10 protein-coding genes are annotated in these 12513 nt (G+C 72.1%); 1 reads left to right on the forward strand and 9 read right to left on the reverse strand.

Annotated features, from left to right (window positions below):
* Nucleotides 1-10: 10 nt before the first annotated feature.
* The 9 genes from ACWEOZ_RS11770 to ACWEOZ_RS11810 form a co-directional block, all read right to left on the reverse strand.
* The gene (locus ACWEOZ_RS11770) at nucleotides 11-730 is read right to left on the reverse strand and encodes a hypothetical protein (protein ID WP_451910698.1); all 720 of its coding nucleotides are present in this window, start codon (nucleotides 728-730) and stop codon (nucleotides 11-13) included.
* A gap of 108 nt (nucleotides 731-838) precedes the next feature.
* The gene (locus ACWEOZ_RS11775; RefSeq protein WP_360546282.1) at nucleotides 839-1468 is read right to left on the reverse strand and encodes a GTP-binding protein; all 630 of its coding nucleotides are present in this window, start codon (nucleotides 1466-1468) and stop codon (nucleotides 839-841) included.
* A complete protein-coding gene (locus tag ACWEOZ_RS11780) occupies nucleotides 1446-1916 on the reverse strand; it encodes a DUF742 domain-containing protein (RefSeq protein WP_451910699.1) in 471 nt (156 codons plus the stop codon). Before ACWEOZ_RS11780 ends, ACWEOZ_RS11775 begins: the two co-directional genes overlap by 23 nt.
* A complete protein-coding gene (locus tag ACWEOZ_RS11785; protein ID WP_203768908.1) occupies nucleotides 1913-2383 on the reverse strand; it encodes a roadblock/LC7 domain-containing protein in 471 nt (156 codons plus the stop codon). Before ACWEOZ_RS11785 ends, ACWEOZ_RS11780 begins: the two co-directional genes overlap by 4 nt.
* A complete protein-coding gene (locus ACWEOZ_RS11790; RefSeq protein ID WP_451910700.1) occupies nucleotides 2380-5136 on the reverse strand; it encodes a sensor histidine kinase in 2757 nt (918 codons plus the stop codon). Before ACWEOZ_RS11790 ends, ACWEOZ_RS11785 begins: the two co-directional genes overlap by 4 nt.
* Nucleotides 5123-6199 carry a hypothetical protein gene (locus tag ACWEOZ_RS11795; protein WP_451910701.1) on the reverse strand — a complete coding sequence of 359 codons (1077 nt, stop codon included), beginning with the start codon at nucleotides 6197-6199 and terminating at the stop codon, nucleotides 5123-5125. Before ACWEOZ_RS11795 ends, ACWEOZ_RS11790 begins: the two co-directional genes overlap by 14 nt.
* A gap of 561 nt (nucleotides 6200-6760) precedes the next feature.
* Nucleotides 6761-8431 carry a DUF885 domain-containing protein gene (locus tag ACWEOZ_RS11800; RefSeq protein WP_451910702.1) on the reverse strand — a complete coding sequence of 557 codons (1671 nt, stop codon included), beginning with the start codon at nucleotides 8429-8431 and terminating at the stop codon, nucleotides 6761-6763.
* Between the two features lie 38 nt (nucleotides 8432-8469).
* Nucleotides 8470-9537, reverse strand: coding sequence for a PHP domain-containing protein (locus ACWEOZ_RS11805; RefSeq protein ID WP_451910703.1), 1068 nt, complete (start codon nucleotides 9535-9537; stop codon nucleotides 8470-8472).
* Between the two features lie 16 nt (nucleotides 9538-9553).
* Nucleotides 9554-10513, reverse strand: a complete 960-nt coding sequence (locus ACWEOZ_RS11810; RefSeq protein ID WP_451910704.1) for a hypothetical protein — start codon at nucleotides 10511-10513, stop codon at nucleotides 9554-9556.
* A gap of 139 nt (nucleotides 10514-10652) precedes the next feature.
* On the opposite strand from ACWEOZ_RS11810, the gene ACWEOZ_RS11815 reads away from it, so the two are divergent.
* Entirely contained in the window at nucleotides 10653-12494 is a 1842-nt protein-coding gene (locus ACWEOZ_RS11815; RefSeq protein ID WP_451910705.1) for a M48 family metallopeptidase, read from the forward strand.
* The last annotated feature ends 19 nt before the right edge of the window (nucleotides 12495-12513 follow it).

Below are 12513 nucleotides of genomic sequence, written 5' to 3' on the forward strand. Positions count from 1 at the left end.
GCGCGGGGCGTCAGTCCTGGGAGCGGAGCAGGCTCGGGTTGTCGCGGAGCAGGGCGGCCAGCCGCTTGGCGGCGATCTCCGTCTCCTCCGGCTCGACCCGCAGCGGGATCGGCTCCGGGAGCGGCGTCGGCATGCCGCGCTGCTGGTCCTGCGGGCCGGCCGCGCGCTGGGCCGCGCTCGGCTCCTCCGGGGCCCGGTGCTGCTCGGCGTGGATGCGCCGGGTCGTCTGCGGCGGCACTTCCGGCGGTGGCGTCGCGGCGAACGGGTGCGGCTGGAACTGCTCGGCGCGGTGGGGCGTCGGCTCCGCGTACCGGTCGTGGTCGATCGGCTCCTGATAGTGCAGGCGGCGGGTCTCCTGGCCGCTCTCCGCGGGCTGCTCGAAGCGATAGCCGTGGGGTGGGGTGTACGGCTCCGGCTCGTCCAGGTCGATGTCGAAGTCCGCGTGCCGGGGTGACGTCGGCGCGGCCTCGGCCACCCGGTCGGCGACCGTGTTGTCCGCGCTGACCTGCACGATGCCGTCCTCGACGGCGAAGTGCAGCAGCACCGGGTCGCCCGCGCCCTCGACGCCGACGGTCACGCCGAGCTCGGGGTTGCGGCCGACGACAGCGGCGATCGCCTCGACCAGCTCCGTCACCGCCGGCGGGGTGCCGTTGGCCTCCGCCGCGGCACGGCGGCGCAGCTCGTCCCGGCGCGCCAGCTTGTCGAGCGCGTCGTCCAGTCCGCCTCGCACGTCACCGTCCTCCCGTCACATGCAGTCGCCGGTAATACTGTGCCCGTTCCGGGGGCGGTTTGGGAACCGGCTGGGAAGCGACCCGGCGCACACTCAAGCCCCGCTACCTTACGACCGCATCTTCATGGCCTTGTCGAGAGCCTGGTCCAGGACCACTAGCAGAGCATCCCGCACCGACCCCCGGAAGCGGGCATCGAACTGGACGATCGGCACGTCATCGCGCACGGCGAGGGCCCAGCGGACCTCGTCCAGGTTGTAGCCGAGCTGCCCGTTGAAGGTGTTGACGCCGACCACGAACGGCAGCCCGGCCCGCTCGAAATAGTCCACCGCGGGATAACAGTCATCGATCCGGGTCGTATCGACCACGACGAGCGCGCCCAGGGCGCCGCGCACGAGGTCGTCCCACATGAACGCGAAGCGGGTCTGGCCCGGCGTGCCGAACAGGTACAGCTTCAGCGTCTGGTCGATGGTCACACAGCCGAAGTCCATGGCGATGGTCGTGGTGGTCTTGCCGGACGCCTGGCCCGGGTCGTCCACGCCCACCCCCTCCATGGTCATCTCCGCCTCGGTGGTCAGCGGCGAGATCTCGGAGATGGCCCCCACGGTGGTCGTCTTGCCCACGCCGAAGCCGCCGGCCACGATGATTTTGACCGGCACCGGGGGTGCGGTCCGCTGGGGCCCGTTGGGCACCCGTGCCGTGCCGACGACGCGGCGGTCAGGATATGGATCGAAGTCCACGGATCACTCGCATGATGGTCTCGGGGTCGGGGAAGTCGTTCTCCAACACGTGAACGTCAAGATGTCCGGCGGCCCTCAGGTCGCCGACGAGAATCCGGGTGACGCCGAGGTGCATCCGGAGCCGGGCGGAGATCTCCGCTACCGACAGCGGCTCACCGCAGAGGTGCACGATCGCCCGCTGCTCGGGCGACAGGCGCGCGGACAGCGCGCCCGGGTGCGAGCTGACCTGGGTCTCCAGCCCGATGTTGGGGTCGAGCCCGTCGACGCGTCCGGAGGTCAGGACGAACGGACGCAGGGACGTGGTCTGCTCGCCGGGTGGGGGCCCGGGTGGGGGCGCCGACGGCGGTGCCGGTTGGTACCGCGCGCCGGTGCCCGTGTTGCGCAGATACGGCCGGACACCTGGCGCCGCCGGGTGTTCCGGGTCGTCGGGGTCGGCCGGGTGTCTCATTGCTGGACGGCGTTCTTCAATTCAGCGATGAGTCGCGGGCTGAGCGCGCCGCCGGCCCGGGTGGCGAACAGCGTCATCTCGTACGCCAGGGTGCCCAGGTTGGCGGTGCGGTCCGCGATGACGCCCAGCACCGAGCCGGCGCTGATCGCGGTGACCAGCAGGTAGCCGTCGGCCATGTCGATGATGACCCGGTTGAGGCTGCCCAGCGCGTACCAGCTCGCGGCGCCGCCGGCCAGGCTGGTCAGACCGGACACGACCGCCGCGAGGCGCTCGGCGTTGGGCCGGTCCTTGATCGCGGACATGGCCATCAGCAGACCGTCGGACGAGACGGCGATCGCTTCGACGACTCCCGCGGTGCCGGACGTGAACGAGTCCAGCAGCCAGTTGAAGGTCTTCGCCTCGGCACTGAGCTGGGAGTGCGCGTAGTCGCGACCGTTGCCGGTTTCGGTGGAGTAGGGGGAAGTCATCGCGGTTGTCCCTCTGGTTGTGGCTGGGTTTCGTTCAGTGCGCGGGCGACGCCGTACTCGAACTGTTCCATCAGTGCGCGTGCGGCGTCCGGGTCGAGCGGCTGGGCCGGCGAGGCGGCCGGCACCGGGTTCATCGGCGGGTCACCCGCCGGCAGCGTCGCGCCCGGTACCCGGCGGGTCAGCGGCGGGTGGCCGGCGGCCGGCGGGGAGGACATGTCCTGCTCGATGACGTCCCATTGGGCGCGGGACACGCCGGCCTCGAAGGCCTCGAACGCCTCGCGGGCCGCGAGGGCGTCGTCCGAGGTCGGCGGGGTGACCGGCAGCTTCGGTCCGGACTCCACCGGCAGCTGGTTGCCGGGCACGCGGCGGCGCAGCGGGGTGACGGGGGCGCCGTTGCGCGCCTCCGGGCTCGTGCGCTGCTGCGGCACCGGCGGTACGGGCCGAGCCGGGGCCGGCGGCTGGAACGGCTCGGGCTCGGTGCGCTGGCGCGGGAGCTGGATCGCGTCGGACGGCGCCGACATGACGATCGGTCCCTCCACCACCTCCGGCTCGGCGTACCGGCCGGCCGACGGCAGTTCCGGGGCGGTCGCGGGGAAGCGGCCGGCCACCGGCGTGCCGGCGTCGTAACCGCCCGGCACCTCGTACGCCGACTGGTGGGCCTGCTGTTCGGCGTAGCCGCTCGGGGCGGCCTCCAGCGCCGGGGCGCCGGCCCGGATCGGGGCGAAGGCGTTCCAGGAGCGGCCCGCCTCCAGGGTCTTGGTCGCGCGGTGCAGCACGTTCGGGTCGAACGGCTGGGCGCTGCCCGGCACCGACCGGGTCGACGTGCCCGCGATCAGCGGCGCGAACTCGGTGTGGTGGCTGGGCACGGTGGCGTGGATCGGCTGCATCGTCGGCATGGCCTCGCGGGGGGCCACGAGGTGGGCCGGGCCGAGGTCGACCCATGCGGTGACGCCGCCCTCGGGCGTGTCGGTGAGGGTGACCTCGATGCCGTGCCGCCGGGCGAGGCGGCCGACCACGAACAGGCCGAGCACCTCACTGGGGGCCAGGTCGAGCCGCTCACGGCGGGTCAGCCGGGCGTTCTCCTCGGCCAGGCGCTCCGGCGCCAGGCCCAGGCCGCGGTCGACGATCGCGAGGCGGGCACCGCCACGCAGTTCCGCCGCGGTGACGGTGACCCGGGTGTGCGGCGGCGAGAAAGACGTCGCGTTCTCCATCAGCTCGGCCAGCAGCAGGGTCAGGTCGGCCAGCACGGCCGGCACGACCACGATCTCCTCCGGCACCTCGACGTCCACGCGGGTGTAGTCCTCGATCTCACCGAGGGCGAGCCGCACGACGTCGGACAGGGCCAGCGGGGCCATGTGGTCGTTCGCGCCGACGGCACCGGAGAGCACGACCAGGCTGCTCGCGTTCCGGCGAAGACGGCTGGACATGTGGTCGAGCCGGTACAGCTCGCGCAGGCGGTCGCTGTCGGTCTCCCGGCGCTCCAGGTTGTCGATCAGGGCGAGCTGGCGGCCGACCAGGTTCTGGGTACGGCGACCGACGTGACCGAACATCTGGGCGACGTTGCGGCGGCCCAGCACCTGCCGTTCCACCAGCCGGGCGGCGGTGTTCTGCACCCGGTCGAAGGCCCGGGCCAGGTCACCGATCTCGTCCTGGGCCTGCACGTCGACGGCGTCGAGCCGGATCGGGCGGGCCGACTCCGCGTCGTCGTCGGCGACCCGCTCGAGTTCGGCCTCGGCGGCGCGGGCGATGCGCTCGGCCGAGCCGGTCAGGCGGCGCAGCGGCCGGGCGACCGCACGGGCCATCAGCAGCGACAGCGCGACCACGAGGAGCAGCAGCAGCACCGCGCCGCCACCGACCAGGGCGGCTGTGCGCAGGGCCTTCTCCCGGTCGTCGGCCACGGCGGCGTCCACGTCCGCGGCGATCCGCTTCTCCACGAAGCCGCCGAGCACGATGACGGACAGCAGCGACGGGAACAGCGTGTCGGGCTTGAGCAGCTTGACCGCGGAGGCGGGGTCGGTGGCCGCGCGGGCGAAGAACTGGTCACCCACGCGGGCCGAGAACGCCTGCTGGGCCCCCGTGTACAGCTTGTACTGGTCGGGGGTGAAGTACGCCTGGGCGCCACCGATGATGAACTGCAGCTGCAGCAGGGTGGACGAGAACAGGTTGGTCAGTCCGGCGTTCTGGGTCGCCACGGCCGCGGTCAGCTGGCTGGACGCCTGGCTGATCAGGTCGTCACTGCGCAGCGCCTGATCCAGCGCGAACACCTGCCGGCCGGTGGCGGTCGTGAGGTCGGCCGAGCGCTGCAGGTCGAGCCCGTCGAGGATCGGGGTGATCACCGCGGTGAACTCGGCCGAGATCTGGTCCGGGCGGATGGTCCGGTTGAGGATGTTGGCGCGGGTGCCCTCGAGCCGCTTGACCGCGTCCACGGCCCGGGTCAGCTGCGGGGTGAGCGGCTGGTCGAGACGCTTGAGGGCGAGGATGCGATCGGTCGACTCGGCGCTCTGCACCACCAGCTGCGGCTGGCCGACCAGGCCGAACAGGAAGCCCACCGAGAGCAGTCGCTCCTCGGACAGCTCCTGGACGGCCGAACCGACCCGGGTGGCCAGCAGGACCGTGTCGGCGGTGTCCTGGGCCTTGCCGGCCACGTCGATGCGGTTGGCGACGATCGGCAGGGCGAGCAGGACGACCCCGAGCAGCGGGACCAGGACCAGCAGCGTCAGCTTGCCGAGGATGCGGAGCTTACCGAAGAGCACCGGATCGCTCCCGCCGTGTGGGGTTGACCTCGCCGTACGCCGGTGCGCGGTGCCCGGCTTCGGTGCGGTCGGTCTCCGGTCCGGTCGGGCCCACGTTCAGGTCGCGGGAACCCGCGTCGGGGGCTGCCGGGAAGATGCGCTGACCGCGGCCGGTGAGCGGCACCATCATGGCCGCGGCGACCAGCAGGACGGCGGCGGCGGCGGAGGCCAGCGCCACGATCATGTCGTTGTCGAGGCTGTCCAGCCGGTCGTCGAGCAGGGCGGTCATCTCCCGGGTCACGATGCCGGAGAGGTTGGCCAGCGAGGTCTGCAGCTGGCTCTGCGCGGTCGCCATCGTGGCCGCGTTCGGTGCGCCGCCCGGGTTGGCGCCGCGGGTCAGCGATTCCACCCCGCGCCGGAACGAGTCGAGGCCGTTGACCAGGTTGCCGCTCAGCGAGACGCTGCTGGTGTCGTCGACCGCGGCCTGCAGGTTGTCGGTGAGTTCGTTGACCGAGGAGTCCACGGCCTGCACGGCGGCACCGAACTGGGGAGCGATCTGCGCGCGGGCCTTGTCGTCGGCGCGGGCGACCAGCTGGCTGAGGTCGCCCATCCGGCTGACCTGCACGACCGACTCCGGCAGGTCGACCGCGACGGCCTCCTGCAGGTGCGAGATGTCGTTGTCGGGGTCGCGGGCCAGCTCGGCGTTGTCCCGCACGGTGTCGTAGAGCTCCAGGGTGAGGTCGGTGACCTCGACGTGCGCCTGGAACACCGCGACCGGGTCGCCGGTGACCTCGGGGAGCTGGTCGATCCTCTGCTTGAGGCCGGTCCAGCGGTCCCGGGTGTTCAGCTCGTCGCCCAGGCGCTGGTCGACCGCCGCGACACCGTTGACTGCGGCGCTCAGTGAGCCGGGGGCGGCCGCGACGCCGGCCAGGGCCGAGGACTGCGCCTCGGCGAGCGCGCTCACCAGGGGAGCGAGGGCGGAGACGTACTCCACGCCCTGCTTCTCCAGCTGCGTGTCGTCGCGCTTGTCGGAGATGGTGCCCCAGACGCTGGCGAACAGGATCGCCGCCGGGACAAGAATCAAGACCGTCAAAACAGCCGCGAGCGCTGAGCGCGTACGGGTTCGCCGGTTGTCCACCGAGACTGACATTGCCAATTCCTCCGCCATGCATCCGCGATAGACCGTTTTGGCGGCTACCCTCCGTAGCCAAGCGGGCGCACCGATCCGGGTCAATCTATCCGAGAAATAATCATGCGACCCCTTTCCAAGGGTCAGAGTTGGCTCGGCTGATCGGGGGATACGCCTCGGGGGCGCGGTGGTTGTACCGCAGGACGGAAACCGGCCTCTGCCAGCACCGGGACGGATAGAAAAGAATGCTCGGGGGTCGCCGTTCACAGCGCGGCGAACGAACTTCGTAGGGTCGTTCGGCGCTTGCCGGGTAGCAAGGAAAGCGTTCCACAATGGAAGCCGATGGCGCCCTCCCGCATTGTCTCCGTTCGGTAACGAACACCTTACGTAGCGCTAAAATGACACGGAGAGTAGCGAGACGGACACGGTGTCCGTCTCGCGATGCGGACGATTTCATGAGAAAGCCCGCCCGGTGGAAGGCCGGGCGGGCCGTTCTGGCTGGTGTGGATCAAGCGGTCAGAGGCGGGCCAGCGCCTTCCGGAGCGGATCCAGACCCAGAGCGCCCAGATCGAGCGCCTGCCGGTGGAAGACCTTGAGGTCGAAGTCGGCGCCCTTGCGTGCCTTCGCATCCTCGCGCGCCTGCAACCAGATCCGCTCGCCGACCTTGTACGACGGCGCCTGCCCCGGCCAGCCCAGGTACCGCTTCCACTCGAAGCGCAGCACCTCCTCGTTCATCCGGGTGTGCGCCCGCAGGAACTCCCAGCCCAGCTCGGGCGTCCAGCGCTCACCGGGGTGGAAGCCGAACGGGTTGTCCCGCGGGATCTCCAGCTCCAGGTGCATGCCGATGTCGACGATCACCCGGCTGGCCCGCAGCGCCTGACCGTCGAGCATGCCCAGCCGGTCACCCGGGTCGGCCAGGTAACCGAGGTCGTCCATCAGGCGCTCGGCGTACAGGGCCCAGCCCTCGGCGTGGCCGGAACAGAAGCAGAGCAGCCGCTGCCAGCGGTTGAGCAGCTCGGCCCGGTAGATCGTCTGGCCGATCTGCAGGTGATGGCCCGGCACACCCTCGTGGTAGACGGTGGTCACCTCACGCCAGGTGGAGAACTCCGTCATCCCCTCGGGCACGGCCCACCACATCCGCCCCGGCCGGCTGAAGTCCTCGCTGGGCCCGGTGTAGTAGATGCCGCCGTCACTGGTCGGGGCCAGGCAGCACTCGATGGCCCGGACCGGCTCGGGGATGTCGAAGTGGGTGCCGTCGAGCGCCGACACCGCCTTGTCGGCCAGCGCCTGCATCCAGTCGCGGAAAGCCTCCTTGCCGGGGATGCGCCGGGCCGGGTCGGCGTCCAGCACCGCCACCGCCTCGTCGACGCTCGCGCCCGGGCCGGCGATCTCCGCCGCGACCACCCGCATCTCGCGCTCCAGCCGGGCCAGTTCCTCGAAGCCCCAGGCGTACGTCTCCTGCTGGTCCACGCGGGCACCCAGGAAGTACTGCGAGGCGCGGGCGTAGCGCTCCGGACCGGCCGCTTCCTTGTCGCGGCCGTGCGGGGCGAGCTCGGTGCGCAGGAACTCCCCGAAGCCGGCCGTGGCGGCGGTGGCGGCCGCCGCGTTGCGCTGCAGCTCCGCCCCGAGCGTGCCGTCGGCGCCGAGCCCGTCGGCCAGCCGGTGGAAGAAGTTGTCCCGGGCCGGGTCCGTCCAGGCGTCACACTGCTCGGCGACCTCGACCATCTGCACCCGCGCGCTGACGTTGCCGCGGGCGGCCTCCTCCAGCAGAGTCCGCTTGTACTGCTCCAGCGCCCGGGGGAAGCCCGCCAGGCGGGCCGAGATGTTGGCCAGCGCCTCCTCGCCCTGGGTCGGCATGAGGTCGAACACCATCCGCAGCCCGTGCAGCGGGCTGGCGATGACGTTGAGGTCGCTGGCTATGTCACCGGCGTCGTAGCGGGCCAGCTCGAGACCCAGACGCTCCTGCATCGCGTCCTTGGCCACGTGCTCGGACTCGGTCGCCGGCTCCAGCGGGTCCAGCCGGGCCAGCGTGCTCCGGGTCAGCTCGGCCTGGGCCGCGAAGCCCTCCGGCGAGAGATCGTCGAGCTCGGCGTCGTGGCCGGCCACGCCGATGAAGGTGGCGCCGGTCGGGTTGAGCGGAGCCCATTCGTCGACGTAATTGTTGGCGAGGTCATCAATCTGTCCCACGCGCCGACCCTACGGGAGCCACCGGCGCGGTGCGGCCCCTAATTGCCGCCGGAGTGACCGGCGGTCCACTCCAGCAGGCGGTCGGCCGGCCACGAATTCACCACCCGGTCCACCGGTACGCCGCACAGCGCCGCGCGCTCACAGCCGTACCGTTGCCAGTCGAGCTGGCCGGGCGCGTGCGCGTCGGTGTCGATGCTGAACAGACAGCCCGCCTCCACCGCCACGGTCAGCATCCGCTTGGGCGGATCCAGCCGGTCCGGCCGCGAGTTGATCTCCACCGCCTTGCCGTGCTCGACGCACGCGGCCAGCACCTTCTTGACGTCGAAGTCGCTCGGCGGGCGGGTCCGCCCGGCCCGGTGCCCCTTGTCGCCGGCCCCGGCCGCGGCCACCTTGCGGCCGGTCAGATGGCCCAGGATGTCGAGGTGCGGGTTCTCGATCGCCGCCAGCATCCGGCGGGTCATCTTCGCCGAGTCGTCGCGCAGGTTGCTGTGCACCGAACCGACCACCACGTCCAGGCGGGCCAGCAGCTCGTCCTCCTGGTCCAGCGAGCCGTCGGCCAGGATGTCCACCTCGATGCCGGTGAGGATCCGGAAGCCGTCGGGCAGCGCGTCGTTCAGCTTGGCCACGTGGTCGAGCTGGCGCCGCAACCGCGCGGCGGTCAGCCCGTGGGCCACGGTCAACCGGGGCGAGTGGTCGGTGAGGACCAGATACTCGTGGCCGAGCTCGACCGCGGCCAGCGCCATCTCCTCGATCGGCGAACCACCGTCGGACCAGTCCGAATGGGCGTGGCAGTCGCCGCGCAACGCCTCACGCAGCGCCGCCGCGGCGCCCTGCAGATCCGTGCCCTCGGTGGCCGCCAGCCGCCGCAGGTAGACCGGCTCCTCACCGTTCAGCGACTCGGCGACACACCGGGCGGTGACGTCGCCGACACCGGACAGCTCCGACAGCGTGCCGGCGGTCGCCCGCTCGGCGAGCTCCGCGGCGGGCAGGGCGGCGACCGTCGCGGCCGCGGACCGGAAGGCCTTCACCCGGTACGTCGCCTCGTTCGCCCGTTCCAGCAGAAAGGCGATACGCCGCAGATCAGCGACTGGATCACGAGATGCCATGGCGCCAGACTAATTGTCAGGAGCGGCCGGCTGCGCGGTATGCCTTCGCGCGGTAGCGGTTGTAGGCCCGTCCGGCGTCGCGGTAGTAGCCCCACGGCAGCTCGGTCGGCAGGTCACCGATGGCGTCGAATCGCTCGGCCGCCGCCGCGTGGTCGCCCGCCAGGTGGAAGACCAGGGCGAACCAGCCGTCGGCGGTCTGGTGTCCCGGGATGCGGCGGAAATCCGGGTGCCGGACGGACTTGTCCGCGGCCGCGTGCACCTCCGCGCGCACCTCCGGCCGGGACAGGTAGTCCTCGGCGCTGCCGTCGGCCTGCAGGGCCGCCTCGAAGTGCGCCACCGCCACCATCGAGCCGAGCGAGCAGCCGGCCGGCATCAGGTCGACGGTGTCGCGGGCGAACGTCAGCGCCAGTTCGTCGCTGCCGCCCCACTTGGCGCACTTCTGCTGGAGCATCCGGGCGTGCGCCGCCCGGTGCCAGCGGTGCCGGGCGACGACCTCCTTGAAACGCCGTTCCGCCTCGTCGAGCCCGAGCCGGCGGCCGAGCGCCGTGGTGATCAGCTCGGCCCAGGCGGTGGCGTCCGCCGGGTCGCGGCTCACCGCCTCGTCCAGGCTGTCCTCGGCGATCTTGAGACGGCGGAAGAACGCGGCGAACTGCTCCTCGGAGACCGTGCTCGCCGTCCCGCTGCCGCGCGCCTCCCACGCCCACTGAACAGCGTGCGCGCCCTTGACCAGGTGCGGCAGCGCGGACTCCGGCTCGGCGGCGAGCCACTTGCCGATCCACGCCTGCGGTCCACTGCGGTCGGCCAGCACCCCGACGTAGAAGGCCCGCAGGTCCTGATCCACGACCGGAGTCAGCACGGCCGAGACGGTCGACCAGTCGCCGCGGCCGGCCGCCTCGTCGAGCCGCCGGGCGGTCCCGTCGCCGAGACAGGGGTCGATGACGGCAGCCGACCTGCCGGCGCGCTTGAACGGCCACATGGCGATGAGTCCTCCTCGGCTCCGGACGGGATGGTAGACGCGCACGGACCTGGTCGGAAGGGGTTGCCGGCGAAGATCGAGATCGGTATCTTCCCTGCGCCGCCGGTGCAGACGGGCGGTGCCACGGGGAGGAAACACCATGCTGCGCGCCGCCGCGTCCGTCTTCATGCTGCTCGGTTTCTATGTCGTCGCCCTGCTCCAGCTCGTCGCCGTGCTGGCGCTGGTGGTGTGGATCTCGACCGTCGGCAACGCCAGTGTCGGGATCAAACTCGGCCTGCCGCTGCTCTTCGCGGTGGGCGCCACCGTCGTCGGGCTGTGGCGGGCGATCCGGACCCAGCCGGAGCCGCTGCACGGCCTGATCGTCGCGCCGCACGACGCTCCCGAGCTCTGGGGCCTGGTGCACCAGCTGGCCGGCGAGGTCGGCACCCGTACGCCCGACGAGATCCGGCTGGTGCCCGAGGTCAACGCCGCGGTCAGCGAGGACACCAAGCTGCTCGGCCTGATCGGCGGCCGGCGCCGGCTGTACCTGGGCATGCCGCTGCTGCAGGCGATGAGCGTCGACCAGTTGCGCTCGGTCGTCGCGCACGAGCTGGGCCACTACTCCGGCAAGCACACCCGGCTGGGCGCGGTCGCGTACCGGGGGCGGCTCGCGATCGGGCACACGATCGGCCGGATCGGCCCGTGGAACCCGGTGGGCTGGACCTTCCGCGGTTACGCCCGGCTCTACCTGCTGGTCGACAACGCCGTCTCGCGCCGCCAGGAGCTGGACGCCGACCGGGCCTCGGTGCGGGTCGCCGGTCCCGACGTGGCCGTCGCCGCGCTGCGGGAACTGCCGGTGATCGACGCAGCCTGGGGTTTCTACTTCGACCGGTACATCAACCACGGCTGGGAGGCCGGCTTCGCGCCGGACGACTTCTTCGGCGGCTTCGGCCGGCTCGTCGCGGCCCGGCACGAGGAGCTCGCCAAACTGCGTGACGACCAGCCCGAGCAGCACCGGTCCCGCTGGGACACGCACCCGTCGCAGGCCGAGCGGATCGCCCTCATGCGGACCGCGCCGCAGGTCGCGCACCCGGTGGACGGCCGGCCCGCCGCGATGCTGGTGCCCTCGATCACCACCGCCGGCATCGCCCTGCAGCGCGAGGTCGTCGACATCGGCAGCCGCCAGGTGCTGCCCTGGCCGCAGTTCACCGCGGCCGCGACCACCGCGGGCCTGCAGCGCAAGGCGGACCGGGTGTTCCGCTCGCTGGGCCGGCTCACCGGCACCGAGGACCCGGGACTGGGCACCCTCTTCGAACTGGTGGCGGCCGGCCGGCTGGGCGAGCTGGCCGAGGAGTTCTACCCGGACGCCACCCGCAAGGAGGCGGCCGACAAGTTCGTCGGCGCGATGGACATGCTGTTCACGCTGGCCGCGGTCCGTTCCGGCGCGGCGTACTGGCGGCACTCGTGGACCGAGCCGGTCACGCTGGTCGACGCGCACGGCGCCGAGCTGGACTATGAGGAGATCGCGAAGCTGGCCGTCTCGCCGGCCACGCTGGAGCAGGCCCGGGCCCGGCTGGCCGAGGCCGGCATCCGGGTCGAGGCGGCGGCGATCGTCGAGCGCCGGGCCACCGCGAGCGGCTCCGACATCGTCGGCGCGATGGCCAATCTCAAGGTCGACGGCCTGCACACCGACCTGGTGCTGCTGGACCGGGGCCTGGTCCTGGTGCCCGCGCCCAAGTCGACCGACAACGGCAAGGACCGGCTGCGCGCCCTGCTGACGTCCGGGCCGGTGGAGGAGCTCGCGACCCGCTTCCGGTTCCTGCCGTACGAGGAGATCGTCGCGGCCACCGTCACCAAGCGCACCCCGATGAAGGCGGAGCTGCGCACCCACGCCGGCGTGACGGTCACCGTCGAGGAGCGCTGGACCGGGGAGCAGCTCGGCGAGAGCCGGGACGCCCTGCTCAGCGTGCTGGACCGGATCGCGGACCGCTCGGTCGTCTGAGCCGGTTGGCTAGGCTCCG

It is taken from the genome of Actinoplanes sp. NPDC004185, from assembly GCF_053603475.1.